This is a genomic window from Neomegalonema perideroedes DSM 15528, assembly GCF_000374145.1.
Lineage (GTDB): Bacteria > Pseudomonadota > Alphaproteobacteria > Rhodobacterales > Rhodobacteraceae > Neomegalonema > Neomegalonema perideroedes.
Genome location: NZ_KB893653.1, coordinates 1209599 through 1234744 on the forward strand (window position 1 = coordinate 1209599; position 25146 = coordinate 1234744).

At 67.4% G+C, this 25146-nt stretch carries 22 protein-coding genes; 9 read left to right on the plus strand and 13 right to left on the minus strand.

Translation table 11 applies throughout. The annotated features are described in order from the left end of the window. Positions 1-159: 159 nt before the first annotated feature. Both B161_RS0105750 and B161_RS0105755 read left to right on the plus strand, forming a co-directional pair. Complete coding sequence (locus B161_RS0105750) at positions 160-720, plus strand: DUF924 family protein (protein ID WP_018632418.1); 561 nt, start codon at positions 160-162, stop codon at positions 718-720. Between the two features lie 93 nt (positions 721-813). Further along, a complete protein-coding gene (locus tag B161_RS0105755) occupies positions 814-1377 on the plus strand; it encodes a DJ-1/PfpI family protein (protein ID WP_018632419.1) in 564 nt (187 codons plus the stop codon). A gap of 50 nt (positions 1378-1427) precedes the next feature. Here B161_RS0105755 and B161_RS0105760 read toward each other — a convergent pair whose 3' ends face one another. Genes B161_RS0105760 through B161_RS0105770 form a run of 3 tightly spaced genes read right to left on the minus strand, consistent with a single transcriptional unit; the run spans position 1428 to position 4320 of the window. Then, positions 1428-2471: a TRAP transporter substrate-binding protein gene (locus B161_RS0105760; protein WP_018632420.1), complete on the minus strand. Its 1044-nt coding sequence runs from the start codon at positions 2469-2471 to the stop codon at positions 1428-1430. Between the two features lie 17 nt (positions 2472-2488). Beyond that, on the minus strand, positions 2489-3814 hold the full coding sequence (locus tag B161_RS0105765; RefSeq protein ID WP_018632421.1) for a TRAP transporter large permease: 1326 nt from the start codon (positions 3812-3814) through the stop codon (positions 2489-2491). Next, on the minus strand, positions 3811-4320 hold the full coding sequence (locus B161_RS0105770; protein WP_018632422.1) for a TRAP transporter small permease subunit: 510 nt from the start codon (positions 4318-4320) through the stop codon (positions 3811-3813). The genes B161_RS0105765 and B161_RS0105770 overlap by 4 nt, the downstream gene beginning before the upstream one ends. Positions 4321-4616: 296 nt before the next feature. On the opposite strand from B161_RS0105770, the gene B161_RS0105775 reads away from it, so the two are divergent. After that, on the plus strand, positions 4617-5837 hold the full coding sequence (locus tag B161_RS0105775; RefSeq protein WP_018632423.1) for a class I SAM-dependent rRNA methyltransferase: 1221 nt from the start codon (positions 4617-4619) through the stop codon (positions 5835-5837). A 230-nt stretch (positions 5838-6067) separates the two neighbouring features. Next, the gene (locus B161_RS16970; RefSeq protein WP_018632424.1) at positions 6068-7303 is read left to right on the plus strand and encodes a hypothetical protein; all 1236 of its coding nucleotides are present in this window, start codon (positions 6068-6070) and stop codon (positions 7301-7303) included. Positions 7304-7307: 4 nt separating this feature from the next. On the opposite strand, the gene B161_RS0105785 is transcribed toward B161_RS16970, so the two are convergent. The 3 genes from B161_RS0105785 to B161_RS16980 all read right to left on the minus strand — a co-directional run bounded on the left by B161_RS0105785 (position 7308) and on the right by B161_RS16980 (position 11110). Continuing rightward, on the minus strand, positions 7308-7535 hold the full coding sequence (locus tag B161_RS0105785; RefSeq protein ID WP_018632425.1) for a hypothetical protein: 228 nt from the start codon (positions 7533-7535) through the stop codon (positions 7308-7310). A 103-nt stretch (positions 7536-7638) separates the two neighbouring features. Beyond that, a complete protein-coding gene (locus B161_RS16975; RefSeq protein ID WP_018632426.1) occupies positions 7639-9786 on the minus strand; it encodes a ComEC/Rec2 family competence protein in 2148 nt (715 codons plus the stop codon). Positions 9787-10084: 298 nt separating this feature from the next. Continuing rightward, positions 10085-11110, minus strand: coding sequence for a hypothetical protein (locus B161_RS16980; protein ID WP_018632427.1), 1026 nt, complete (start codon positions 11108-11110; stop codon positions 10085-10087). 234 nt (positions 11111-11344) lie between these two features. Here B161_RS16980 and B161_RS0105805 point away from each other — a divergent pair, with 234 nt between their 5' ends. Together B161_RS0105805 and B161_RS18675 are read left to right on the plus strand one after the other, a co-directional pair. Continuing rightward, positions 11345-11914 carry a cold-shock protein gene (locus B161_RS0105805; RefSeq protein WP_018632428.1) on the plus strand — a complete coding sequence of 190 codons (570 nt, stop codon included), beginning with the start codon at positions 11345-11347 and terminating at the stop codon, positions 11912-11914. Next, on the plus strand, positions 11901-12464 hold the full coding sequence (locus B161_RS18675) for a DUF192 domain-containing protein (protein ID WP_018632429.1): 564 nt from the start codon (positions 11901-11903) through the stop codon (positions 12462-12464). Before B161_RS0105805 ends, B161_RS18675 begins: the two co-directional genes overlap by 14 nt. 222 nt (positions 12465-12686) lie before the next feature. Here B161_RS18675 and B161_RS0105820 read toward each other — a convergent pair whose 3' ends face one another. The 7 genes from B161_RS0105820 to hemB all read right to left on the minus strand — a co-directional run bounded on the left by B161_RS0105820 (position 12687) and on the right by hemB (position 21329). After that, the gene (locus tag B161_RS0105820) at positions 12687-14081 is read right to left on the minus strand and encodes a class II 3-deoxy-7-phosphoheptulonate synthase (protein WP_018632431.1); all 1395 of its coding nucleotides are present in this window, start codon (positions 14079-14081) and stop codon (positions 12687-12689) included. A 78-nt stretch (positions 14082-14159) separates the two neighbouring features. After that, positions 14160-15128: an NAD(P)-dependent oxidoreductase gene (locus tag B161_RS16995; RefSeq protein ID WP_018632432.1), complete on the minus strand. Its 969-nt coding sequence runs from the start codon at positions 15126-15128 to the stop codon at positions 14160-14162. After that, positions 15125-16522: a glycosyl transferase family protein gene (locus tag B161_RS0105830; protein WP_018632433.1), complete on the minus strand. Its 1398-nt coding sequence runs from the start codon at positions 16520-16522 to the stop codon at positions 15125-15127. The genes B161_RS16995 and B161_RS0105830 overlap by 4 nt, the downstream gene beginning before the upstream one ends. Positions 16523-16551: 29 nt before the next feature. Further along, positions 16552-17490, minus strand: a complete 939-nt coding sequence (locus tag B161_RS0105835; RefSeq protein WP_018632434.1) for an AEC family transporter — start codon at positions 17488-17490, stop codon at positions 16552-16554. 42 nt (positions 17491-17532) lie between these two features. Then, complete coding sequence (gene metG / locus B161_RS0105840) at positions 17533-19284, minus strand: methionine--tRNA ligase (RefSeq protein WP_018632435.1); 1752 nt, start codon at positions 19282-19284, stop codon at positions 17533-17535. A gap of 111 nt (positions 19285-19395) precedes the next feature. Beyond that, positions 19396-20292 carry a phosphodiester glycosidase family protein gene (locus tag B161_RS0105845; protein ID WP_240471584.1) on the minus strand — a complete coding sequence of 299 codons (897 nt, stop codon included), beginning with the start codon at positions 20290-20292 and terminating at the stop codon, positions 19396-19398. Beyond that, entirely contained in the window at positions 20289-21329 is a 1041-nt protein-coding gene (gene hemB / locus B161_RS0105850) for a porphobilinogen synthase (protein WP_018632437.1), read from the minus strand. Before hemB ends, B161_RS0105845 begins: the two co-directional genes overlap by 4 nt. A 224-nt stretch (positions 21330-21553) precedes the next feature. Between hemB and B161_RS0105855 the strand changes: the two genes are divergently transcribed. The 3 genes from B161_RS0105855 to B161_RS0105870 all read left to right on the plus strand — a co-directional run bounded on the left by B161_RS0105855 (position 21554) and on the right by B161_RS0105870 (position 25084). After that, positions 21554-22195 (plus strand): porin family protein, encoded by a 642-nt coding sequence (locus B161_RS0105855; protein WP_018632438.1) that lies wholly within the window; start codon positions 21554-21556, stop codon positions 22193-22195. Between the two features lie 225 nt (positions 22196-22420). Next, a complete protein-coding gene (locus tag B161_RS0105860; protein WP_026310221.1) occupies positions 22421-23524 on the plus strand; it encodes an outer membrane protein in 1104 nt (367 codons plus the stop codon). 399 nt (positions 23525-23923) lie between these two features. Continuing rightward, positions 23924-25084: an outer membrane beta-barrel protein gene (locus tag B161_RS0105870; RefSeq protein ID WP_157755543.1), complete on the plus strand. Its 1161-nt coding sequence runs from the start codon at positions 23924-23926 to the stop codon at positions 25082-25084. Positions 25085-25146: the final 62 nt, after the last annotated feature.

The following is a 25146-nucleotide window of genomic DNA, read 5'->3' on the forward strand; positions in this document are numbered from 1 at the left end:
TTCTTTCGCCATGGCCCGGCTTTTCGCGTTAAGGAGGGCGCGCAGGTCCGGCGCTCCGCGCCTGCGCGCAGAGCGCTCCGGCCTTGGCCGCGACCTTGATCGCGGCGGGCGCTGAGCGCGCGGCCGGCTCCGGTCGTCTTTTTCGGGAGGATTTCGTCCATGGGCTCACGTTCCGAGCTTCCGCTCTCCGAAGCCTCGACCCTCGTCGCCTTCTGGCGCGCGGCGGGCCGCGAGAAATGGTTCACCAAGGACGCCGGATTCGACGCCGAATTCCGCACCCGCTTCTGGGACGCCCATATGGCCGCCGCCGCCCGTCGCTGCGACGACTGGATGCGGACCTCCGAGGGCGCCTTGGCGCTGCTGCTTCTGCTGGATCAATATCCGCGCAACAGCTTCCGCGGCACGGCCCATATGTACGCGACCGATCCGCTCGGCGTCTTCTTCGCGCGTCAGGCTCTGGAGGCGGGGCTGGATCGTCAGGCGGAGCCGGATTTGCGCGCCTTCTTCTACATGCCCTTCATGCATTCCGAGGCTCTGGCCGATCAGGAGCTTTGCGTGAAGCTTTTTGAGGAGATGGGCGGCCCTTCGGTCGCGCACGCCGTGGAGCATCGCGACGTGGTGGCGCGCTTCGGACGCTTCCCGCACCGCAATTCCATGTTCGGCCGCGAGACCACCCCGCAAGAGGCCGAATTCCTCGCCGAGGGCGGATTTTCCGGCTGAATCCGGCGCGCGCGCGCCGCAGAGCGTCATGGCTCCGCGGCGAAGCGCGCGTAAACTGGCCTCCCGAATCGATTCGGTCAGGGAGGACATAACATGGCGAAGATCCTGCTGCTCGCGGGCGACTTCACCGAAGATTACGAGACCATGGTGCCGTTTCAGACCCTGCTCGCCTGCGGACATACGGTCCACGCCGTTTGTCCGGGCAAGAAGGCGGGCGACAAGGTCGCCACGGCCATTCATGACTTCGAGGGCGATCAGACCTACACCGAGAAGCCCGGCCATAAATTCACGCTCAACGCCAATTTCGACGAGGCCAAGCCCGAGAGCTACGACGCCCTCGTGATCCCCGGCGGACGCGCGCCGGAATATCTGCGGCTGGATCCGAAGGTTCTGGCGATGGTGCGGCATTTCTTCGAGGCGAATAAGCCCGTGGCCTCGGTCTGCCATGGCGCGCAGATCCTCGCGGCGGCGGGCGTCCTCAAGGGCCGGACCTGCTCCGCCTATCCGGCCTGCCGCCCCGAGGTGGAGCTTTCGGGCGGAGATTACGCCGAGATCGCCGTCGACGACGCCGTGACCGACGGCAATCTGGTGACCGCTCCGGCTTGGCCCGCCCATCCGGCTTGGCTCAAGCAGTTCATGGCGATTTTGCCCGCCTGAATGAAAAAGGGCCGCCCTTTCGGGGCGGCCCTCCGCAGGAGCGCGCGGCCTCAGCCGCAGGCGTAGACGCCGCCCGATTTGGTCAGCACGCCGTTGTAATCCTTGAAGGTCTTCACGACCTTCGCGGTGGTTTCATTGTCTTCGGCGACCTCGTCCCAGAAGACCATGGCCGCTTTTTCGATTTCGGCCCATTCGTCGGCGGGCACGGTGGTCAGCTCCAGCTTCTCGCCCTGAGCGCGCAGCTTGGCCTCGCCGCCCCAATACCATTGATCGCGGTAGTTATGGCCCGCCTGCACGCAGGTCAGCCAGAGATCCTTCAGATGCTGCGGCAGATCGGCCCAACGCTTCTCATTGACGAACCAGGAGCCGATCCAGGCGCCCGAGATGTTGTTGGTCAGGAAGTATTTCGTCACGTCGGCCCAACCCACCGTGTAGTCCTCGGTGATGCCGGACCAGGCCATGCCGCTGATCTCGCCGGTCTGGGCCGCGACCTGCACGTCCTCATAGGGAATCGAGACCGGAACCACGCCGAATTGCGTCAGGAAGCGCCCGGCGGTCGGGAAAGTGTAGAGCCGCAGGCCCTTGAGATCCGCCACCGAGCGGATGGGCGTGCGGGTGTTGAAGTGGCAGGCGTCCTGACCCGCCGCCGAAAGCCAGACCACGCCGCCCGCTTTGGCGTAGGCGTCGCGCCAAATATCAGCGAGGCCGTATTGGTTGAACAGCACCGGCACGTCGAGGATGCTCTTGGTGGCGAAGGGGAAATAGCCGCCGAAGATCGAGACCGGAACCGGCGCCGCCATGGAATCGTCGTCGGAATGCACCGCGTCGATGGTGCCGTTTTGCAGAGCCCGGAAGAGCTCGCCCGTCGGAACCAGCTGATCGGCGTAATAGAGCTCGATCTCCATTTCGCCCTTGGCCGAGCGGTTGAAAAGGTCGATGGCGGGCTTGGTCACATGGGGGCCGAGCGCCGCCCCGGCGTAGGTCTGAAAGCGCCAGCGGATCGGGGCCTGAGCCAGCACGGCGGGCGCGGCGAGGGCGCTCGCGGCGACGCCGAGTCCGGCGGTTTTGATGAAATTGCGGCGATTGGCGGTCATGAGCCGTCTCCCGGGTTCTATGAATATACGTAATTGGGCAGCCATGTGGCGATGGGCGGATAGAGCGCGATGATGAGCAAGGTCAGCAGCATGATCGCCACGAAGGGCCAGATGGAGCGGTAGATGTCGGGGAGCGTGATCTCAGGCGGCGCCATGGCCCGCATGAGGAAGAGGTTATAGCCGAAAGGCGGCGTCACATAGGCCACCTGACAGGTGATGGTGTAGAGCACGCCATACCAGATCAGATCGAAGCCGAGGGCTCCGGCCAGCGGAATGAAGAGCGGCGCCACGATCACCAGCATGGCGGTGTCGTCGAGGAAGACGCCGAGGATCAGGAAGGCGGCCTGCATCATGAGCAGCACCTGCCAAGGCTCCAGTCCCCAGTCGTTGAGAAACAGCCGCTCGACGGACTTCACCGCGCCCAGCCCGTCGAAGACCGCGCCGAAGCAGAGCGCCGCCATGATCAGCCACATGAACATGCAGCTCACGCCGAGCGTCTTGCGGGCGGTCTGATAGAGCACGTCCCAAGTCAGGCGCCGTCGGATCAGAGCCACGAAGGTCGAGGCCGCCGCGCCCACCGCCGCGCTCTCCACGAGGCTGGTGACGCCGGTGAGGAAAAGCCCGGTCATCGAAAAGAAGATGACGAAAGGCCAGATCCCCGCCTGAAGCGCATGGAGCTTATCGGCGCGGGTGATCTTGGCGCGCTCCTCCTCGGGCATGGGCGGCCCGAGCTCCGGATTCAGCCGGCAGCGCACCATGATGTAGAGCAGGAAGAGCGACGCCATGAGCAGGCCGGGAAAGACGCCCGCCATCCAGAGATGGCCCACCGGCTGACGCGCGATCATGCCGTAAAGCACCAGCACCACGCTCGGCGGCAGCAGGATTCCCAGCGTCGAGCCGCCTTGAATCACGCCTGTGACCATGATCTTGTCATAGCCGCGCCGGAGCAACTCCGGCAAAGCGATGGTCGCCCCGACCGCCATGCCCGCCACGCTCAATCCGTTAATCGCCGAGATGACGATCATCAGCAGCATGGTGCCTATGGCGAGGCCGCCCCGGATCGACCCCATCCAGACATGAAACATCCGGTAGAGATCATCCGCGATCCGCGATTCCGCGAGCATATAGCCCATGAAGACGAAAAGCGGCAGCGTCAGCATGGGATACCAGCGCATCAGCTTCATCGCCGAGGAGAAGGCCATGTTGAAGCTGCCCGTGCCGCCCCAGAGAAACAGCGCCGCCGCCGCTCCCACGAAGCCGATCACGGCGAAGACGCGTTGTCCCGTCAGGAGCATGAGCATCATGCTCGAAAACATCAGGGCGGCGATGAGTTCATAGCTCATTCGATGGAGGCTCCGCGCAGGGTCGCCCAATCGCGGAAGAAGATCGCCGCCGCCTGAAGGAGCGTCAGGAAGATTCCGAAGGTCATGATCAGCTTGACCGGCAACATGGGCGGACGCCAGGCCGAGAAGCTATGTTCGTTGGTCTGCCAGGCGTAATAGGAGCTGGCCACGCCGCCCGCGAAGAGCAGCCCGAGGAAGAAGATCATCGCCAGCCCGGTGACGAGATCCACGCCCGCCTTTTTGCGCGGCGTCCAGCGGCTGTAGAGCAGATCCATCCGCACATGCTCGCCTTCCTTCAGCGTCCACGCCCCGCCGAGCAGGTAATAGGAGACCATGACGAATTGCGCCGCCTCCACCGTCCAGAGCGAGGGGAGGAACCAAGTCTTCATGATCGTGGAGTAGAGCAGAATCCCCAGCAAGGCGAAGAGCAGGAACATCGCGAAGATTCCCGTCCAGCGGCTGAGGGAATCCACCCATTTGACGTAAAGCCGGATCGCCTTGGGCATGGGCGGCCTTTCGGCGGACGGTCGTTGCGACGCGGCTGTCTGCATGCGTGCTCCCCCGGCGTCGCCCGTCCCGTCTGGATGGGGAGGATCCGCGCCCGGCCTCCTTTGTCCCAAAGAGGAAGAAGGGCTGTCAACGCCGCAGCCTTCACCTATGCGGATAAAGCAAAAGCCATGACGAATTTTATGGTTGATTCGGCATCTGCGCGTTGCGTCGCGCGGGGATGGGTTTATGATCCGCCGCCCTGAATTCTCGCTGATTCTCCCCGCTTCGCAGCCCTCCTGACCGGAGTTCCCGGATGAGCCTCGCGCCCGCCGATTCTGTCTCTTCCTCCGCGCGTCCCCGGATCCGCTTCCGGGAGAAGCGCGGAGGACGCTTCCTGCGCGAGGGCGCGCCTTGGGCTTATCTCGACGAAATCGCCTTCGACCGCCGGACCAAAGCCCTCCCGCCGGGCTCGGTGGCCGTGCTGGAGGACGAGGAGCGCCGCCCCGTCGCGACCGTGGCGCTGAACGCCGGGACTCAGGTGGCCTTGCGGATGCTCGATCCCGATCCCGAGGCCCAAATCGACGGCGCATGGTTCGCGGCGCGCTTTTCGGCGGCGCGGGATCTGCGGGCGCGTCTGATCGGCGGCGAACATTATCGCCTCATCCACGCCGAGGGCGACGGATTGCCCGGCGTGATCGTGGACCGCTTCGGCCCGGCCTGCGTGGTGCAGGCCAACGCCGCTTGGGCGGAGGCCCATCTCTCCGCCTTGCTGGAGGGGCTCGACGCGGCGCTGGCGCCGGAGGTGGTGGTCCTCAACGACGATTCCCGCCTGCGCGCTCTGGAGGGCCTGCCGCCGGGGCGCCGCCTCGTCAAAGGGACGCTCGACGGCCCCGTGGAGGTGCCGCAGAACGGCGCGATCTATCTGGCGGATCTGCTCAAGGGGCAAAAGACCGGCTGGTATTTCGACCAGCGTCCCAATCACGCCACCGCCGCGCTTTTGGCCAAGGGCGGGCGGATGCTCGACGTCTTCGCCCATTCCGGAGGCTTTTCTCTGGCGGCTCTGGCGGCGGGCGCCTCTTCGGCTCTGGCGGTGGATAGTTCGGAATTGGCGCTGGATCTCGCCCGCGCGGCCGCCGTCCGCAACGGCTTCGGCGAACGCTTCGCCGCCGCCCGCGCCGACGCCTTCGGCGCGATGACGCGTCTGGCGGAGGAGGGCGCCCGCTTCGAGGTCGTGGTCTGCGATCCTCCGGCCTTCGCGCCCAATCGGGCGGCGCTTGAGGCGGGCCTGCGGGCCTATCGCCGCACGGCGCGTCTGGGGGCGGCCTTGGTGGAGCCGGGCGGCTTTCTGATGCTCTGCTCCTGTTCTCAGGCGGTGGAGCCGGAGGCTCTGCGCGAAGAGGCTTGGGCGGGCATGCGCGTCGCGGGGCGGCGGGGGCGTCTGGTCTATTCGGGCCGCGCCGGAGCGGATCACCCGATTCATCCGGCCTTGCCTGAAACGGGCTATCTCAAGACGCTCGCCTTTCAGCTGGATTGAAAAAACGCCGCCCTTCCGAGAGAAAGGCGGCGTAAGGCGAGCGATCAGGAGACGCTGGACCCGAGGGCGCGGCGGCTCTTGTTCGTTCAAGGTAAAGAACGGCCTTTAACGGAGCGTGAAGCCGTTTTTCCTTGCGACGGACCTCAGCGCGCTTATATCGCCTTGGAAAGCTTGTTTTCCGCATGTCCTCCGCCTCTTCAGGGGCCTTTTTCCGTAGACGGAGCCGCGCCATGACCTTTCGCCTCAGCCCCTCCGCTTTCGCGCCGCCTGCGGGTTTGGTCGCGCCCGGCCTGATTCTGGCTTTGGGGCTGGCTCTGGCCGCGCCCGCGCCGGGCTGGGCTCAGGAGGCCGGAGCGGGGGCGACGATCTCCGATCCCCTCGCGGAGGATCCGGCCATGCGCCGCCTCTACGGCGAGCTCCGCGAAGTGCTGGAGCGCGCCGCCGACGCGCGTCGGCGTGCGGCGGAAGGCGGCTCGCAGGTGGTGCGGCGGCAATTCGGACTCGATTCCGACAGCCGCGCGCGGGAGCTTCTCGGCTCGGCCTTCGGGCTGGTCTCGGAGCTGCCGGTGGTCGAGACCCAAGAGGAGATCGCCCGCCGCCGCAAGAACGTCGAGGCCCTGCGCGAGGAGATCGCCCGGCTGCGCGAGCGGCGCATGGCCGCTCCTGAAGACGGCGGCGTGATGAGCAGCCTCGGGCTGAGCCACGACCGCCAGAGCATCGACGCCGCCATCGCCGAGCTTCAGAACCGCATCCTTGAGAACGAATCCTCGGTGGTGGAGGCTAAGGAGAAGTTCCGCGCCGCCATGGAGGGCGCCGGGGTGGCGCTCACGCCGGAGGAGGCGGATCTCCTGCTCGACAGCGTGTCGGGCGGAGATCTGACGCGCATCGCGGCGGCCTATCAGGCGGCGCGCGGGGTGAGCGGACAACTCCGCGCCCTGCTCGACGAATCCGGCGAGGATCTGACTCAGGCCCGCCGCTATTACGGCATGCACGCCGCGACCATCGCGCTTCTGGCCGAAGCTCAGACGCAATTCGTCGAGACGGTGGACGAGGGCTATCTGCCCAAGCTCGATCAGATCGAGCAGGATCTGCGGGCCGCCCGCGCCGAAACCATGCGGCTGTTGCAGGGCGATCCCTCGCCGGAGCAGAAGCGCGCCCTCGAAGCCAATCTGGAGAGCCAGCGCCTCGCTTTGGAGGCGGCTTCGGTCTATCGGCGGCATCTCTCGGCCCAGCGCGACGAGATCCGCGCCGAACGCGAGAAGACGCTGCAGGAATTGCGCGTCGCCGACAACACCCTGCGCACGGTGGACGCCAGCTTTCAGCTGCGCCGCCTGATGGAGAGCGCCGACCTCTCCTTTGAAGCTCTGCGCAGCATGAAGAGCCCCGGCCTTGAGCGCATCTTTGAAAATCAGGAGCTGCGCCGCGAATTCGAGGCTCTGACCCGCCGCCTCGCGCCGGGGAGCTGAGGGCTCAGGCTTTTGGAATCGGAAGCCCGAGATCCCGCATGACCTCGACCAGATCCGCATAGCGGTCGGGCGGGCATGGATGCATGCGCGCGCCGTCCGGGCTGCGGTTGGGCGCGCGCCTGAGCGTCAAGCCGTGCTGGGCCTTCACATCCGCGATCCAGCAGGTCTTAGGCTTGGCCTTCTCAGGGAAGCGCGCCTTCACGGCTTCTTGAATCTGCTTATAGGTCGCCATCGCATCCTCTCTTCGCTTTGCGTCTTGCGCCGCCTGAGGAGCCTTTCCCGAACGGATCGGATCCTGCGGAGTCTATCCGAGACCCGTCTTGTCGGGCGAGTCTCTAACGCCCCCAAGGATCCGCGCGGGTCCAGATTCTCCCCGCGCGGCGGGCGGGCGTGAAGAGCGGCCCCTCCGGCTCGAAGCTCACGGCCTGCGCGCCCTCGCGGCGCAGACGCCATGCGGGCAGATGCAGGCAATCCCCCGCGACCCGATCCCAGACCTCGCCCGTCACGAGCAGGGTCTTGGCCGCGCAAAAAGGCGCGAGAGCCTCCGGCTCCGCCTTCCGAAGCCAGAGGACCACGCGCCAGCCCTCCGGCGCCTCAGCCGCGCAGCTTTCGCCGTCGCAGAGCCAGCCCGGACGCCCCGCCGCCTCTTCGGGCGTCGCGCCGTCGCCCTCGCGCCGCAGCCAGGCCGAGGCCTCATAGCCCTTGCGCGCGCCATGGCTCAGCGCCAGAAGCCCGTCGCCGCCGCGCAGGCCCGAAAGCCGCCCTTCGGCGTCGATGAGCAGATCCGGCTTAGGCGCCGCGCTCCAGAGGGCCAGCCCCAGCCCTAAAGGCGCCAGACCCATGAGCCTCAGCCTGCGGTCGCGCCAGAGGCAGAGCCAGAGCCCGCCGACCGTCGCCAGCCCCAAAGCCCAAGGCGCGGGCGAGGGCAGGACGGGCGCCGCGCCGGGCAATCCGGCGAAGAACTCCGCCAGCCGGTTCAGCGCCTCCAGACTCCGGCCCAGAGCCCAAAGCGCCGGGGCTTCGAGGCCGAAAGGCGCGAGAATCGCCGAAGCCGCCAAAGCGGGCATGACGGCGAGGCTCGACAAAGGCGCCGCCGCCAGATTGGCGGGCAGATTATAGAGCTGAACCCGGTTGAAATAGGCCGCGCCGTAAATCCCCGAGGCCAGCCCCGCCGCCAGACTCATCGTCACAGAGCCGAGCAAAGCGAGAGCCAGCCGCCGCGCCCATCGGCGGGCCGGGGCCTCGTCCGGCGAGCCCGCGAAGATCCGGCCGATGGGGATGGCCTCGAAGGCCGCGACCAGCGCCGCCGTGGCCGCGAAGGACATCTGAAATCCCGGCTCCAGCAGGCTTTCCGGCCGCAAGAGCAGAATGACCAAGGAGGCCGCCGCCAGAGAACGGAAGCTGATCGCCCTTCGGTTCAGCAGAATGGCGATCATCGCCGTCCCCGACATGACATAGGCTCTTTGGGCGGGGGCGTCCGCGCCGGAGGCCCCGAGATAGAGCGTCGCCGCCGCCAGAGCCGCCCAAGCCGCCCAAGCCTTGATCGGCCTGCGGGCCGCCAATCCGGGGATCGCCGCGAGGAAGGCCCGCGCCGCGCCGAAGATCAGAGCGGTCATCACCGCCATATGCGCCCCCGAGATCGAGAGCAGATGCGCGAGGCCGGAATCCCGCAAGGCGATCTCGACGTTCTCCGGCGCGAGCCCCCGCACGCCCACCGAAAGCGCCGCCGCCACGCCGCCCGTGCGGGGGCCGAGGCGCTCGACGAGGGCCTGAGCGACCTGCGTCCGCCAGCGCGAGAGCCGCGCCCCCGCGTCGAGGTCGCCGGGCCGGGAGGGGAGAATTTCGAGGCTCGCCGCCCGCGCCGCGCCCACGCCGCCGATTCCCTGAAACCAGACTCTCCGGCCATAATCATAGCCGCCCGGCAGAGGCGGGCCTCCGGGGGGCGTGAGCCAGGCCGTCAGCTTCAGGCGCTCGCCCGCCTGAACCGCCAGATCGGGCGGGACGCTGACTTGAATCCGCCGGGGCGTCTTGTCGGGAGAGAGCTTTTCAAAGCTCAGGCGGTCCAGAATCAGCCGACGCCCGCCCTCGGCGCGGAAAAGCGTCGATTCCACGCGGCCCTCCAGCGCGAAGCTCCCTTGATGCACGAGGATCGGCGCGGCGACCAGCCGCGCGCGGACGGCCGCCGCGCTCCAGCCGAGACAGATCGTCAGCAGCGCCCCCGCGAGGATCGCCAGCGGGAGGCTTCCGCGCGCCCGCGCCAGAATCCAGAGGCCGAAGGCGAAATAAGCCGCCCCCGTGGTCCAGAGCGGCGGCTCGAAGGGCGCGGCGAACCAGAGCAGGATTCCGATCCCCACGCCCACCGGAGTCCAGAGCGTCAGCCTGCGCCGCTCCGCCGCCCAAAGCGGCGCCCTTCGCGGCGCCTCATAGGCGAAGGCCCCGACGAGGGCGCGCGGTTCGGAGCTTTCGGAAGACGCGGCGGACATGGGCGCGGCTCCCTCCCGCCGGATTCAGGGGAGGGGCAGCATTCACGCCCGCGCCGCGCGCGTCAAGCGGCGGCGGGACGACCGGAGGGCGAAAGGGCTGGAGCGTTTTGCGGCCAAACTGGAGGCTGAAACGCTCCGACTTCTTTCGCGGCCGCGCTTTCGCGACGCGAGGCCCTTCGGATTCGCTAGGAAACGCTTTAGAGCGTTTTCCGACCAAATCGGGTCGTTCAAACGCTCTAACTTGTTATTCTGTCGCGCTTTCGCGACGCGAAACCTGTCGGTTTCGCTGGAAAGCGCTTTAGCGCGCGGCCTGAAGCTCCGCGGGCGATGCGCTCCGCGCCAGAAGCGGCGTCGCGGGAGGAACGGGCGCGGTCAGCTGCGGCGGCGGCTCGACCAGCTCGGCGTGACGCTCGGCCAATTCCTGCGCCTCGAAGCCGACGAGCACGATTCGCTCCTCGCCCTCGGCGTTGCGCAGGAAGGCGCGGCGCGCGACGCGTCCGCGGCGGAAGCCCTCGGCCTGATGGCGGCCGATCCATTTCGGATCCCGGATCGGCCCCTCCGACAAGAAGGCGAGGGCGGCCACGCCGTCGGGCTCCAGATGCAGCGCGCCTTTCGGGCCGTCGAAGCCGAGCAGCCAGACCACCGAGGCGTCCGGCCGATTGGCCACGGCGCGCTCTTCGGCCACGAGGGTCATCTCCTGACGCGCCGCCGGATCGACCAAGGTCGCCGAAACCCCGAGCGCATAGGAGAAATGCGAGGCCGTCGCCAGAAGCCGGTCGTTCTCCGCGAGGAGGCGGCAGCCGCAATCCTCGCGCCCTTGCAGCGCGGCGAAGCAGCCTTGCAGCGCCGTGCGGGCGGCGGAGGGATCGTCCGGCCCGCGCCCGAGCGCCAAGGCGGGGCATTGGTCGGCGGGCTCGCCTTGGGCCAAAGCGCGCGGACCGAGGGTCTCGACGAAGGCGCGGCCCTGAGGATCGCCGTAGAGCAGCCCGATTTGCGCGGCCTCCAGCCGGGTGGGGCGATAAGCGGCGTCGCTGCGGGCCAGAGTGGCGGCGTGGCTGACGGCGGCCTCGATTCCGGCGGGGGTCTCGGCGACCACGTCCAGCCGCCGGATGGGGTTGAGGAAGCTCTGACGCGCGGCGGGCGTGCGAATCGTCTCCGTAAGGAGAGCCTCGCCGCGCAGAGCCTCCGGAGGCGCCTTCGCGCGCGCCGCGCCGCTCCCTAAGACGCCGGAGGCGCCGCCATGCGCGCATCCGGCGGAGAGAATCGCCAGAAACAGCCAGCCGGACCAGCGAGAAAGGCGCGCGAAAGGAAAGGGCGGGGCCATGAAACCAACTCCGGATGCGAAAAAGGACTTGCGACGTGCGCGGCGGCGATGATCGTACGGAAGAAAGATTAACCTCAAGGCAACATCTGAAAAGTTAACGCGCTTGTGCGTCGAAAGGCGTTTTGCGGGGGCGAGCACTTGAACTAAGGTTCATATGGGGCTGCGTATGGGGAGGATCTCCCTCCGGCGCGCGGGTGGATCTGGCGGTTTTGGTGTGGACGGTTGGCTGAAGGCATGAATGACGACGACGCGAAATCCGCCATGGCGGCGGAACCAGGCGGCACGATCGTCGAAGGCTGGATCAAATGGTATGATCCGGGCAAGGGATATGGATTCATGGTGCCCAAAGACGGCGGGTCGGACGTGCTGCTGCACGCCTCCACGCTGAGGGCCGCCGGCGTGCAGACGCTCGTCGAGGGCGAAGCCGTTTCGGTGGAGGCGGCGCGCAGCGAGCGCGGGCTGCAGGCTCTGCGCATCGTCAAGCTGGACGAGAAGATCCTTCCGCCGCGCGAGCGGCCTCCGCAGGAAGAGGGCGCGCGTCCCTCCGATTTCGCCGCCGCCGCCGCCGCCGAAGGGCCTTTGATCCCCGCCCGGGTGAAATGGTTCGACAAGACCAAAGGCTTCGGCTTCGTGAATCTGCTGGGGCGTCGGGACGACGTCTTCGTGCATATGGAGACTCTGCGGCGCTTCGGCATGCCCGAATTGATCGCGGGAGAGGCCGTTTTGGTGCGCACCGGCCAAGGGCCGCGCGGGCGCATCACCGTCGAGGTGCGGCCCTGGGAGCATGCTTGTGAGCCGCAATGAGATCCTGCGGCGGTCCCTGACGATCGTCGCGACCGCCTTCCTCTGCGCTTCGGAAGCTTTCGTTTCGGGCGGCGCCTCGGCTGAAGCGGCCTCCATCGCCGCCGCGCCGGATCCTGAGCCGAATTCCGAACTGGCCGCGCGCGAGGCTCTGGATTGCGCCGCCTCTCAGGGGCGGATCGGCTTCGCCGGGCGCGAGGAGGCGGTCTTCGCGGTGGAGATCGCCGCCGACGCCGAGACGCAGCGTCAGGGGCTGATGTGGCGCGAGGCTCTGGAGCCGGACGCCGGGATGCTCTTCATCTTCACGCCGCCGCGGCCCTCGCAATTTTGGATGAAGAACACGCTGATCCCTCTGGACATGATCTTCATCGATCCGCTGGGGCGCATCCAGCATATCGAGCGCGAGGCGGTTCCGGGCGATCTGGCGCCGAGGGGCCCGGCGCGGGCGGCTTCGGGCGCGGTTCTGGAGATCGCGGGGGGCCGCGCCGCCGAGGTCGGGCTGGAGCTGGGCGACGTGGCGCTCTGCCTCGTGGAGGAGCCGAAAAGCCTCTGAGAGGCCGTCCGGCGGGCCTTGCGGCGGCTGCGATTCATGAAATCGCGACGAAGCAAAGGCTTAAAGCCTCGTCTTGATCTGAATCGCTCGGAAAACGCTCTCAAGACGCAGGGCGGCTTCTCCCTCGGATCTCATCCGAAGATCGCGCTGCGACTCTTTCTGCGATCATGAAAAAGCCTCCCCGCCTTGCGACGGGGAGGCTTTCGCGTTTCGCCTCGGATCTCAGCTCGCGGCGGCGAGCCGGGCGCGGCTGCGCTCGGCTTTGGCGGCCTGAGCGATCTCCTCGAACTCCTCGGCGAGGAGGAAGGCCAACTCCAGCGACTGGCTGGCGTTCAGACGCGGATCGCAGGCCGTATGATAGCGGTCGGAGAGATTCGCCGCCTTGAGGTCCTGCAAGCCGCCGAGGCATTCCGTCACGTCGGCGCCGGTCATCTCGATATGGGCGCCGCCGGGCTGAGCGTTCTCGGCGCGGCAGATGTCGAAGAACTCGCGCACTTCCTGCAGGATCCGCTCGAAGGGGCGGGTCTTATAGCCGTTTTCAGCCTTGATGGTGTTGCCGTGCATGGGGTCGCAGCACCAGACCACCGCCCGGCCCTCGGCCTGCACGCGGCGCACGAGGCTCGGGAGATGCTCTTGCGTCTTGCCCGCGCCGAAGCGGCCGATCAGCGTAAGGCGTCCCGGCTCGTTTTCGGGGTTCAGCTTGTCGATGAGCTGGATCAACTCGTCGGGCTTGAGGCTCGGGCCGCATTTCAGGCCGATGGGATTGATCACGCCGCGGCAATATTCGACATGCGCCCCGTCGAGCTGACGGGTGCGGTCGCCGATCCAGAGCATATGCGCCGAACCCGCAAGGGTCTGGCCGGTGGTGGAGTCCACACGGGTCAGAGCCTGCTCGTAATCGAGCAAAAGCGCCTCATGAGAGGTGAAGAAATCCACCTCATGCAGAGCCGGCGCCTCTGTGGTCCCCACGCCGCAAGCCTGCATGAAGTCCAGCGCGTCCGAAACCCGCTCGGCGATGCGGCGATAATCCTCGGCGCCTTCGCCGGCGGCGAAGTCGAGGTTCCACTCCGAGACGCGGCGCATGTCGGCGTAGCCGCCCTTCGAGAAGGCGCGCAGCAGGTTCAGCGTCGCGGCGCTTTGGGTGTAGGCCTCAAGCATCTTCTCGGGCTTGGGCCGACGGGCCTCGGCGGTGAAGGGCAGATCGTTGATGATGTCGCCGCGATAGCTCGGCAGCTCCACGCCGCCGATGGTCTCGGTGGGGGCGCTGCGCGGCTTGGCGAATTGCCCCGCCATGCGCCCGACCTTGATCACCGGCTTTTTCGCGCCCCAAGTCAGCACCACGGCCATCTGCAGCAGCACTCGGAAGGTGTCGCGGACGGCGTTGGCGCGGAAATCGGCGAAGGCTTCGGCGCAATCGCCGCCCTGAAGCAAGAAGGCCTCGCCTTTCGAGGCGGCGGCCAGGCGCTGTTTGAGGGTGCGCGCCTCTCCCGCAAAAACAAGCGGCGGAAAGCTGGCGAGCTTGTCGGTGACGCCCGCCAGAGCCGCCGCGTCCTCATAGACGGGGCTCTGGTGGACGGTGAAATTGCGCCAGCTTTCTTTGCTCCAAGAGGCGGTCATGATGGGGTCTCCTGATATCGATCCGAAGGAGATAAGCGTTTTTCAACGATAAAGAAACCCCGCCTTTCCCGAAACGGCTCAGAGGAGAGGAGGCCCCAGCCCCGGCAGATGCTCCACCTCGAAGCCCGCCGCGCGCAAGGCGGGGGGCTCGGGCGCCTCGCGGGCTTCTCCGGCGCGGAGCCGGACGACGCGGCGGCCCGCTTCGGCGGCGGCGCGCATGAGTCCGGAGGCGTCGTCCGCGCAGGCGCGGCGCTCGGAATCGCGGCGGGCGATCTCCAGAAAGCCCGGATCCAGCGCGGGATCATGGAGGATCAGATCCGCTTCCTGAAGTCTTTGGGCGGCGCGCAGGCTGAGGAGGTCCGGCGCCCCCGGCCCCGCTCCGATCACCGCAAGCGCCCCCGGTTCGGCCTCCGGCGCGCGGCCCTCGGCCATGGCGCGGCGCATCAGGGCTTCGGCCTCCGCGAGACGCCCTTGCGCCGCCAGACGCCTCGGCTCTCCGGCGAAGGCCCAGAGCCAGAAGCCCCGCCGCGCCTCATGCGGCAGGCTCTCGGCGAGGGGCGCGCGCAGCTCGGCGGCGAGGGCGACCAAAGCCCCAAGATCAGGCTCCAGAAGGCTTTCGAGGCGCGTCTTGATCCGCCGCGCGAGGACCGGCGCCGCGCCCTCGGTGCCGATGGCCGCCACCAGAGGCGCGCGGTCCACGAGGGCGGGGGTGAAGAAATCGCAGAGCTCCGGGCGGTCCACCACATTGACGAGGGCGCCGCCCGCCCGCGCCAGAGCCGCCAGCCTCGCGTCTTCGGAATCGTCTCCCGTGGCGACGAAGGCGATGCGCGCGCCCTGAAATTCGGCCTCGGAGCAGAGGCGCGCGGCCCGGCCCGAAGCGACCAGATCGGCGAGTTCTTCATTGAGATCAGCGGCGAAGACCTCGATCTTCACGCAGGATTTCAGCAAAAGCCGCGCCTTGCGGGCGGCCTCCTCTCCGCCGCCGAGGATCAGGGCGCGCTCGCCCTCCACCTTCACGAACAGCGGGAAGGCTTTCATTTTATTCATCGGCGGTTCGCCCAAAGCGCTTCGGCGCGGGCCTGAGCCGCCGCCAGATCCGGCGCCGCGCCCGCCGCCAGCAGCGCCAGAGCCGCCGTCCCGACCGCCACCGACGCCGAGAACTCATCCTCAAGCCGCCCCTCCCAGAGCGCGGCCAGATCCGCCGGATCGCCGCCCTTCTCAGCCGCGAGCCGTCGTTTCTCGCTCCAGACGGGCGGGGCGGCTTCATCGAGGATCGCGCCCTGTTCGAGGCGGTAAAGCTCGACGGCTTTGGCCGGATGGCGCTCGAATTCGCCGCCGCCGCCCTTCAGCGCCATGAAGCGGGGTTGTTCGAGCAAAAGCGCGGCGTCGCGCTGCAAGTCTCTGTAAGGCGGATGAAACACGCCCTGAAGGCTGGTCTCGGCCCCCGAGGGATTCAGCGCCCGCAGACAGGAGTTCACCGGAGAGCGCAGCCCGAAGACCTCGCGCAGCTTCATCAACTCCTGAAATCGGGGATTCAGCGCCGCCAGAGGCGCGAAGGCGATCCCCTCCGCCGCGAGCGCCGCCTGAGCGGCCTCGGGAGTTTCGGCCACGGCGATTCCCAGCGCCCGCGATCCGGCCTCCGGCGTGGGGCCGAGCAGCGGCGTCCAGCCATGGAGCAGCACCGGAAGCTCCGCCCGCGCCAGAAGCTTCGCCGAGAGCAGGAACAGCGGCAAGCCCCGGCTGGCGCCCGCGGCGTAGGCGGGCCAGTCCACCACGGCGCCGATCTCGCGCCAGCCCGGCGCCAGAGTCTCGCGCATGGCCTCGACGATCCCCGTCGCCTCGGCCGCGTCCTCGCTGCGATAGCGCAGCAGCATGAGCATCGCGCCGAGGGCTTCGGGCTGGGCCTCGCCCGCCAGAGCCAGACGAAAAGCCTCGCGGATCTCCTCGCGGGTCAGGTGCCGCGATTTCGACGGCCCGCGGCCCAGAGCCGCCACGAAAGGCGCCAGAGCCTTGCGCCGGGGCGCGCCGAGCGCAGGCGCGAAGGGCCGCCAGAGCTGCGCAGGCTCCAGCCCCCGCGCGCGGCAGAAGGCGCGGGCCTCGGGCGAATCGAGAAGCTGCAAGGCTTCGGGCTCGATCTGCGCCGCCAGCCCCGCCGCTCCCGCGCCATAGGCCAATTCCGCCAGAGCCGCGCCTTGCGCCGAAATCTCCAAGATCTGCTCTTCGGCGGCCAGAATCTCCACGCCGCGTCCGTCCTCCAGCTCCAGCAGGTCGCCGGGGAGGGCCTCAAGCGGGGGATCGAAGGCGTAGGAGACCGCTTCCTCGTGAACCGTGAGCAGGCTTCCCGTCCCGAGCCGCCGCGCCTGATGCGGCAGCGCAGCCACGTCCCAAGCGGTCGGCGGCTTCTCGGCGGCGCGGATCAGGCGGCGGGCGACGAGGTTCATGGCGGGCTCCTCACAGAACGGGGGAGCGGCTAAAATACCGCCCGCGCGATCAAAAGCCAGATGGGGATGGTCAGCGCGCCCATGAGCGTGCCCACCAGCAGCGTGGCGGCGGCGACGTCCTGTCCGCGTTTGAAGAGCGTGGCGAAGAGATAGATGTTCAGCCCTCCCGGCGAGGCCGCCACCACCACCGCGATCTTGGCCAGATCCGGCGGCGCGCGAAAGGCCAGCGTCAGCCCGAGCACGAGCAGGGGATGGAGCATGGTCTTGGTCAGAGCCGCCGAGAAGGCGGGCTTGAGCGAGCCCATGAGGCGGCTTTGCGCCAAGGCGCCGCCCACGCCGAAGAGCCCCACGGCGGGCGATGCCTCGCCGAGCATGCGCGCGCCCTCCATGATCGGCGAGGGGACGGGCAGATTCAGCAGATTGACGATCAGTCCGAGCGCCACGCCCCAGATCAGCGGATTGCGCCACAGCCCTATCCCGACCTCCCTGACGGCGGCGAGGGCGCCGCGTCCGTCGCGGCGCGAGGTCTCCATCACCAGCGTGCCCACCAGATAGAGCAAAGGCGCGTGAAGTCCGATGATGGCGAAGGCGGGGCCTTCGGCTTCGGGGCCGAAGGCGCGCACCGAAACCGGATAGCCGATGAAGAGCGAATTGGAGAAGGTGCAGGCGAAGGCGAAGGCGGCGGCCTCGCCGGGCGTCATGCCGAAGGCTTTGCGGCCCATGGTCATGCCGAAGGCGAAGCTCAGGACGGCGCCGATGTAGAAGGCGCCCACCACGCGCGGATCGAAGGCGACGCCGAATTCAAGATTCGCCGCGCCGGTGAAGAGCAGACAGGGGCTCGCCACCCGGTTCACGAAGGAGAGCAGGAAATCCAGCCCCGAGGCGGGAAAAAGCCCGGTCTTCACCGCCAGCCAGCCCCCGGCGAGCAGCGCGAAGATCGGCGCGACGACGATCAGCACCTCGGTCATGAGGCTTCTCTCCTTGCGCCGCGAGGGCTAGGGCTCCGGCTTTCAGGCGGCGCCGCCGCTGAAGCGCGCCTCGAGGGCCTCGCGCTCGGAATCCTCCATCTTGCGGAAGAGGTTCTCCGGCACGGCGAAGGCGTGGCCCGCCGCAAGGGCGGTCAGCGCCGAGGCGGCGTCCTTGGGCCAAGCCTTCAGCGTCTCCTCGGGCAGGTTCAGCGCCGCGAGGATCTTGCCGGAGGCCTCCGGGATGAAGGGCGCCGAGAGGATCGCGTAGAGCCGCGCGAGATTCACCCCCACGCGCACCGTCTGAGCGGCGGCGGCGGGATCGGTCTTGAAGCTCGACCAAGGGGCGGCGCGCTGGAGATAATCATTGCCCAGAGACCAGATCGCCCGCAATTCCGAGGCGGCCTTGCGGATCTCCAGAGCCTCCCAATGGGCGGCGTAGGCGGTGAGGGCCTTGTCGAGGTTCTCGGTCAATTCGGCTTCGAGCGGGCCGGGGGCGCCGCCTTCAGGCAGGGCCGCGCTTGGAGCGCCTGAAGTAGAGGGGAATTTCGCGGCGGCGAATTTCGTCACCCGCGAGACGAAATTCCCCAAGACGTCCGCGAGATCCTTATTCAGCGCCGTCTGGAGGACGCCCCAAGTGAAATCGGCGTCGCTGCCCTCCGGCGCGTTGGAGAGCAGAGTCCAGCGCCAGACGTCGGAATTGGGCAGCACCTCAAGGGCCTGGTCCATGAAGACGCCGCGCCCCTGGCTGGTCGAGAATTTCCCGCCGTCGTAATTCAGCCAGTTGAAGCCCTTGATGAGATCCACGAGCTTCCAGGGCTCGCCCGAGCCCATGATGGTGGCGGGGAAGTTGATGGTGTGGAAGGGCACGTTGTCCTTGCCCATGACCTGAACATAACGCACGTCCTCGGCGCCTTCGTCCAGACGCCACCAGCGCCGCCAAGCGGAATCCGGCAGGCCCTTGGCCTCGGCCCATTCCGCCGCCGAGGCGATATATTCGATGGGCGCGTCGAACCAGACGTAGAAAACCTTGCCCTCCATGCCCGGCCAAGGCTGATCGCCCTTGCGCACCGGCACGCCCCATTTGAGGTCTCGGGTGATGCTGCGGTCCTGAAGCCCCTCGCCGTCGTCGAGCCATTTATAGGCGATGGAGGAGACCAGATTCGACCAATCCTGTTTGGCCCCGATCCATTCCCGCAGCCGCTCGCGCATGGCGGATTGGCGCAGGTAAAGATGCTTCGTCGCGCGGATCTCCAGATCCTTCGCGCCGGAGATGGCCGAACGCGGATCGAGGAGGTCGGTGGGGTCGAGCAGCTTGGTGCAGTTCTCGCATTGATCGCCGCGGGCGCGCGCATAGCCGCAATTGGGGCAAGTGCCCTCGACATAGCGGTCGGGCAGGAAGCGGCCGTCGGTCGGGGAGTAGAATTGCCGCTCCTCCACCTCGGAGATCAGCCCCGCCTCGTCGAGCTTTCCGGCGAGATGCTGCGTCAAGGCGCGATTCTGCGCGCTGGAGCTGCGGCCGAACCAATCCCACGAAACGCCGAAGCCTTCGCAGAGCCCTTTCTGAACCTCGAACATCTCGGCGCAATAGGTCTCGACCGGAACGCCCGCCTTATCGGCGGCGATCTCGGCGGGGGTGCCGTGCTCGTCGGTGGCGCAGAGGAACATCACCTCATGTCCGCGCTGACGCATGAAGCGGGCGTAGGCGCAGGAAGGCAGAATCGAGCCGACCAGATTGCCCAGATGCTTCACGCCGTTGATGTAGGGCAGAGCGGAGGTGATGAGGATGCGCGCCATAAGATCGTAGACTCCCTGCGAATCGCCTCCTTCTTAAACCTTTCGCGCTGCGGCGCAAAGCGGCGCGAAGAGAGTCGCGGCTGAGGCTCGTTCTTTCGGCTGCGGAAGGTTTCAGGGACGGGGGGCGGAAGGCTTCGGGAGAGGCGCGGGGGGCGCGGCCTCTGGGGCTTCGTCTTCCTGCGCGGCGAGGGCGGCCACCATCGGCCCGAGCGGCCGGGCGCGGTCGTCGCGGCGCAGTTCGGGGCTGAAGAGGCTGGAGAGCGAGCCGTCGAGGAAGAGGGCGTTGGGCGTCTTCAGCCCGTCGCGGAAGAAGCGCCCGAAGGCGTGGAAGGTCACGGGCAGATCCGAAATGACGAAGATCGCCTCGCCCTCGGCGGTGACGCCCACGCCGTTGCGGAATTTCCGCGAGGCGCTGTCCGCCATGAAGGCCGGATGAATCTTCCCGTCGACGACCAGCATCGGCCCCGATTGCGTGGCGTATTCGGGGAGCTTGGCGTCTTCGCGCTCGAATTTGCGGGCGTAGGCCTCGGTCTCCAGCACGGCGGGGCGGCCGTCTTTGATATAGAAGACGCCGTTGGGCTTGAGGTGGAAATTGCCGTAGCCCGCCCGGCGGTTCAGAGACTTCAGCTTGCGTCCGGATTCGATATAGAGCCCGATGGGCTTCAGCGCCTCGTCGAACATGCCCGCGTTGAAGGCGAAGACGATCCGCTCGCCCTGCGCGGCCAGATGATCCCGCAGAGCCCCGAAGGCGCCGAAGGGCTCGCCCGCCGGATCGAGGTTGAACAGCGCCAGACGCATCTTCGCCGGATCGAAGCGGCAGACCTTGTAAAATCCGCCCTCGTAGATCTGGGCGCGGCAGGCGGCGGCTTCGGCGTTTTGTTGGGCGGCGGCGCCCGGCGCCAGCGCCGCCAGAGCCCCGAAGGCCAGCGAGGCGTAGGCCCCCCAGAGCCTCATCCACAGCGGCGCCCGCCAGCGCCAATTCCCACGAGAGGCCGGACGGCGAATCACGGAGCCTCCGCCCGCAGGCGCTTGGCGGCCTCGACGGCGAAATAGGTCAGCACGCCGTCGCATCCCGCGCGTTTGAAGGACGTCAGGGTCTCCATCATGGCGCGCTCTCCGTCGATCCAGCCGTTGCGGGCGGCGGCCTGAATCATCGCGTATTCCCCGCTCACCTGATAGGCGAAGGTGGGCGCGCCGAAGGCGTCCTTCAAGCGGCGGCAGAGGTCCAGATAGGGGAGGCCCGGCTTGACCATCAGCATGTCGGCGCCCTCCGAGAGGTCGAGAGCGGCCTCCTTCAGGGCTTCGTCGCCGTTGGCGGGGTTCATCTGATAGGTCTTCTTATCCTTCGGAACATCCTCGCCCTTGCCGAAATTCGCGCCTGAGCCCACCGCGTCGCGGAAGGGGCCGTAGAAGGCCGAGGCGTATTTCGCCGTATAGGACATGATCAGCGCGTCCTGAAAGCCGCCCGCCTCCAGAGCCGCCCGCAAGGCGCCGATGCGCCCGTCCATCATGTCGGAGGGGCCGATGACGTCGGCGCCCGCCTCGGCCTGCGCCATGGCCTGCCTCACCAGAGCCTCGACGCTGGCGTCGTTGGCGATTCTCCCGTCGCGGAGGATTCCGTCATGGCCGTGGAGGCTATAGGGATCCAGCGCCACGTCGGTCATGACGCCGATCTCGGGGATCTCGCGCTTCAGAGCCCGGATGACCCGGCAGATGAGATTATCCGGATTCCAAGCCTCGGCGCAGTCATGGGTCTTCAGAGAGGAATCCACATAGGGAAAGAGCGTCACGCAGGGAATTCCGAGCTTCGCCGCCTCCTCCACCCGGACCAGCGCCCGGTCGAGGGTCAGGCGCGAAACCCCCGGCAGAGACTCCACCGGATCCTCTCGGCCTTCGCCCTCCATGACGAAGATCGGCCAAATGAGGTCGCTCGGCGCGAGCCGCGTCTCGGCGACCAGCGCCCGCCGCCAGGGCGAGGCCCGCAGGCGCCGCGGGCGCGAGAGCGGAAAAGGCGCCCAAGGCGCGCGGGCGGCGGATGAGGTCATGGCTTCTTCTCCCCTAAGCGCCCGCAGGGAGGCACGCCCGCGCGGTTCTGTCAATGCGGCGCAAGGAGCCTCTTCCGAAGCTTTCGGGGCGCCTCCTCATGCCCGGCCCATCCTCATGCACCGATTGTCAATATAAGCGTTTTACCTTGGCCCCCAGAACGCAAGCATACGCAAGCACACGTAGACGCAAACGCAAGCAGTCGACAGGCAGCAGGGGACAACGCATGCGCCGGAGCTTTATTTTCATCGTCGCGGCCGCGTCGACGGCGCTTCTCGCCGCGCTTCCGGCTCGGGCCGAAGGTTCGGGCTGGGGCGGTCAGGTGCGCTTCACCGCCTCCTTAGACGCCGGAATCGGCCAGACCAGAGCGGGCCGCTACGTCGACGTCATGTATGACGAGGCGGGCGAGGCGACCGGCGAGTGGGTGCAGGGAGGGCGCGGCAAGGGGCTGGCTCTGGGCGCGAACATCGGCGTCGAGGTCGGGCGGGACTGGGCCTTTCAGCTGGAGGCGCAATATCTGACCCTCAATCGCCGGGTGACCCATCATCTCGGCTCCGACCCCTCCGAGACCTATGCGGATCAGGAGGACCATGTCTTCGCCGGCTTCGTCACGGGGCAATACCGCATTCCGCTGGAGGGCTATTTCCGGCCTTACGTCGGCGCGGGCCTCGGCTTCCTGACCCATGACTTCGGCTCGGACGGCGACGATTACCTCTGGGCGACGAAATTCCAGCTCGGCGGAGATTTCGCCGTGGGCGAAACCATCTCGCTCTATGGTCAATATGATCTGATCGCGGCGGAGGGGAAGTTCGATCAGACCAACTCCCTCCTCCATGTGGGCCGCGTGGGCGTGAAGAAGCGCTTCTGAGCTTTTCGTCCCGCTCCATCCCGATCTTCGCCGCCGCCCCGAAAAGGGCGGCGGTTTTGTTTTATTCTGGGATTTCTCCGCTCGCCGATCCGGATCAGGCGCAGATTTCCCCGCCTTCGCTCAGGTGGTTTTAACGTAGCTCCTCAGTAATTCCGCATTTGGAACGAACCTTGCTGATGTTTCCGCAGTCGATGACCTTAACGGGAATTTTTGCGGAGACTCGCAATGAAGCGCCATCTTCTTCTTTATACGGCTCTGTTTGCGGGGGTCGCCGGATCCGCGCTGGCGGGGGGCTATTCGGCCGCGCCTTATGGCGGCGGAGTCCATCAAGGCGCCGTCATGGGCGCCGGGCAAGTCGGCCAGCCCGTCGCGGCGCCGGGTCAGCCGGTCTTCGTGAACGGCCGCCAAGTTTACGACGACCGCGGCGCGGTTCAGACCGGCGGCGCGATCTGGGGCGGCGATTTCGCGGGCGCGGCCTATGGCGCGCCGGTGGTCGAGCGGCAGGTCGTGAGCGAGGAGTATCTCCTCCAGCAGCAGGCCGCCTACGGCGCCGTTCAGGCTCCGGCTCAGGCGGGCTACGGCGTCGCGCGTCAGGGCGTCGCGGCCGGAGCGCCGATCTACGAGCAGACCACCACCACCCAGGACATCGTCGCCGTGACGAGCGTTCAGCCGACCCTCGCGCAGACGCGCGGCGGCTGGGGCCCCCGGGTCTTCGTGGGCGTGCAGGGCGGGGCCTCGCTGGGCGGAGCCTTCTCCAGCGCGGATCAGACGCTGAAGATCGACCGGGGATATAATTTCGGCGTCCATGCGGGCGTGGCCTTCGGCGGCGGCTGGCGCGCCAAGGTCGAATATCTGCGTCTGGCGGGCAAGATCGAGGTCGCCGGCTATGAAGGCGGCGATTGCGGCCCGCAGAAGCCCGATTGCGGCGGCGGCAAGTCCTGGGGCGGCAAAAGCGGCCACGGCGGCGGCGGACATGGCGGCGGGAGCGGCGGCGGCTATTACGAGGAGACCCTCGACTACACCGCCAACGCGGGCTTCGTGACGGTGGAGAAGGCCTTCGAGGTCTCCAAGACCTTCCAGCCCTATGTCGGGCTCGGCGTGGGCTATGTGAATCCGAAGATCGACGGCGGCGATCCCCTGAAGGGCTCCATCGGCGTGAAGGCCTCGGTGGGCGCGAGCGTCGCGCTGAGCGATCAGATCGAGGCTTTCGGCGAATACGCTTATGTCGTGGCGCCGGACGTGGAGTGCGATTGCGGCTCCGACGGGCTGATCAAGGTGGATTACGACACGCATCTGCTCTCCGCGGGCCTGCGGATCTCCTTCAACTGACCGAATTTCCGGCGGCGGGGCCTTTCCGCCGCCGGATCTCGCCGGAAATCCTCCTTACGCCCATGAGTTTTCATCATGCGGCGCGCGCGCCGAGGGTCTCGACGCGGCGGAGACGGGAGGGATTTCAGGGCGAAGAGAGTCGAATTCGGCTGAAATCCTCACAAAATCGCCGCCTGTCTCGTTTTGGGGCTTTTGTCTGAGAATGGGACGGATGAAGTTCATGATATATCTTCATGAACCTCAGGAAATCGGCGAGAATGCCACGTATTTCGGCGAATTTTCCGAAAACTAGAAACGGGATTGAGAAATTTGCGATTCACGCGCAATATATCCCACAGGTCAATGTAGCGTTTCGAGGCAAACATGAAACTCCTCACCCTCTCAGGAGTGGCGTCCGGCGTGGCGACGTTGCTCGCTGGAACGGCGGCGGCGCAGGCGTACGGCGCCTATACCCCCCGCGATGTGTTCGTGTCGGCCGACGTGCTGCGCGGCTCGCTGAACGCCTCCGCGGGCGCGGCCTCCGGGGCCTATTATCAGGCGGCTTCCGGGTCGGTCTCCTCGACGGGCGTCCTCCCCGCCTCCTATGCGACGACGAGCGTCTCGCCCGGCTCCTACACGTCCGGCACGATCTCGGCGCCGATCACGGCCAGCATCTCCGGGCCGATGTCGGGCACCTTCTCGGGCCAGATCACCGGCACCATCACCGGCACGATCACGCTGAATCAGGCCGCGCCGGTCGTCTCCACGACCTACGCCGCGCCCGCGACCTACGTCGCTCCGGCGCCCGCGCCGATCTACACGCCCGCCCCCGCGCCGATCTACGTCCCGGCGCCGGTCGTGGTCTCCGAGCCGGTTTATGCGGAGCCGGTCTACGTGGCGCCGCCCGCGCCCGCTTATATTCCGCCGCCGCCTCCTCCGCCGGTGGTGGTCCCGCCGCCCGTGGTGGTCGAGCCGGTCGTGGATTCCTGCGCCCCTTGGGGCGGAAGCCGGAACTTCTACGGCCAGATCGGCGGCGGCTACGCCTATGCGGGCGACAACATCGACGGTCTGCGTCTGGCCAGCCGCGGCCTCGATAAGAATTATCACATCTCCGGCGGCCTCGGCATGCGGCTGAGCGGGCAGGGGATCGGCTGCGACGATCAGGTCCGCGTCTCGGTTCAGAACCACTACATCCGGCATGAGCTGCCGCGCGGCGGCCAGATCATCAACGGCCGCCGGATGCTGAACAAGGACGCGATCAACGGCGAGGCGGTCTTCGCTCAGGTCGAATATGCGCCGGACCTCGGGCTTGGCGGCGTTCGTCCTTACATCGGCGCGGGAATCGGCGCGGCCGGAATCAACGTCGGCGACGGCCATGACGGCTACGACAATGATTGGGGCTTCGCCTATAAGGGAATCGCGGGCGTGACCTTCGAGGTCAATCCCAAGCTCGACCTCTACGCCGAATATAACTACATCGGCGTCCCCGGCGTGGAGCTGAAGACCGGCGGCGGCCGCAAGGACGGCGAGATCGATTACGACGCGCATCTCGTCAACGTCGGCCTGCGCTACAACTTCTGACGCTCGCCCGTCGCAGGAATTTCTAAAAGACGCCGCCGGATGGCTCATCCGGCGGCGTTTTC

What these genes read in the sequence shown, in the direction of transcription:
- B161_RS0105750 (WP_018632418.1), top strand. Translation starts at nt 160, where the DNA reads ATGGGCTCACGTTCCGAGCTTCCGCTCTCCGAAGCCTCGACCCTCGTC.
- B161_RS0105755 (WP_018632419.1), top strand. Translation starts at nt 814, where the DNA reads ATGGCGAAGATCCTGCTGCTCGCGGGCGACTTCACCGAAGATTACGAG.
- B161_RS0105760 (WP_018632420.1), bottom strand. Translation starts at nt 2,471, where the DNA reads ATGACCGCCAATCGCCGCAATTTCATCAAAACCGCCGGACTCGGCGTC.
- B161_RS0105765 (WP_018632421.1), bottom strand. Translation starts at nt 3,814, where the DNA reads ATGAGCTATGAACTCATCGCCGCCCTGATGTTTTCGAGCATGATGCTC.
- B161_RS0105770 (WP_018632422.1), bottom strand. Translation starts at nt 4,320, where the DNA reads ATGCCCAAGGCGATCCGGCTTTACGTCAAATGGGTGGATTCCCTCAGC.
- B161_RS0105775 (WP_018632423.1), top strand. Translation starts at nt 4,617, where the DNA reads ATGAGCCTCGCGCCCGCCGATTCTGTCTCTTCCTCCGCGCGTCCCCGG.
- B161_RS16970 (WP_018632424.1), top strand. Translation starts at nt 6,068, where the DNA reads ATGACCTTTCGCCTCAGCCCCTCCGCTTTCGCGCCGCCTGCGGGTTTG.
- B161_RS0105785 (WP_018632425.1), bottom strand. Translation starts at nt 7,535, where the DNA reads ATGGCGACCTATAAGCAGATTCAAGAAGCCGTGAAGGCGCGCTTCCCT.
- B161_RS16975 (WP_018632426.1), bottom strand. Translation starts at nt 9,786, where the DNA reads ATGTCCGCCGCGTCTTCCGAAAGCTCCGAACCGCGCGCCCTCGTCGGG.
- B161_RS16980 (WP_018632427.1), bottom strand. Translation starts at nt 11,110, where the DNA reads ATGGCCCCGCCCTTTCCTTTCGCGCGCCTTTCTCGCTGGTCCGGCTGG.
- B161_RS0105805 (WP_018632428.1), top strand. Translation starts at nt 11,345, where the DNA reads ATGAATGACGACGACGCGAAATCCGCCATGGCGGCGGAACCAGGCGGC.
- B161_RS0105820 (WP_018632431.1), bottom strand. Translation starts at nt 14,081, where the DNA reads ATGACCGCCTCTTGGAGCAAAGAAAGCTGGCGCAATTTCACCGTCCAC.
- B161_RS16995 (WP_018632432.1), bottom strand. Translation starts at nt 15,128, where the DNA reads ATGAATAAAATGAAAGCCTTCCCGCTGTTCGTGAAGGTGGAGGGCGAG.
- B161_RS0105830 (WP_018632433.1), bottom strand. Translation starts at nt 16,522, where the DNA reads ATGAACCTCGTCGCCCGCCGCCTGATCCGCGCCGCCGAGAAGCCGCCG.
- B161_RS0105835 (WP_018632434.1), bottom strand. Translation starts at nt 17,490, where the DNA reads ATGACCGAGGTGCTGATCGTCGTCGCGCCGATCTTCGCGCTGCTCGCC.
- metG (WP_018632435.1), bottom strand. Translation starts at nt 19,284, where the DNA reads ATGGCGCGCATCCTCATCACCTCCGCTCTGCCCTACATCAACGGCGTG.
- hemB (WP_018632437.1), bottom strand. Translation starts at nt 21,329, where the DNA reads ATGACCTCATCCGCCGCCCGCGCGCCTTGGGCGCCTTTTCCGCTCTCG.
- B161_RS0105855 (WP_018632438.1), top strand. Translation starts at nt 21,554, where the DNA reads ATGCGCCGGAGCTTTATTTTCATCGTCGCGGCCGCGTCGACGGCGCTT.
- B161_RS0105860 (WP_026310221.1), top strand. Translation starts at nt 22,421, where the DNA reads ATGAAGCGCCATCTTCTTCTTTATACGGCTCTGTTTGCGGGGGTCGCC.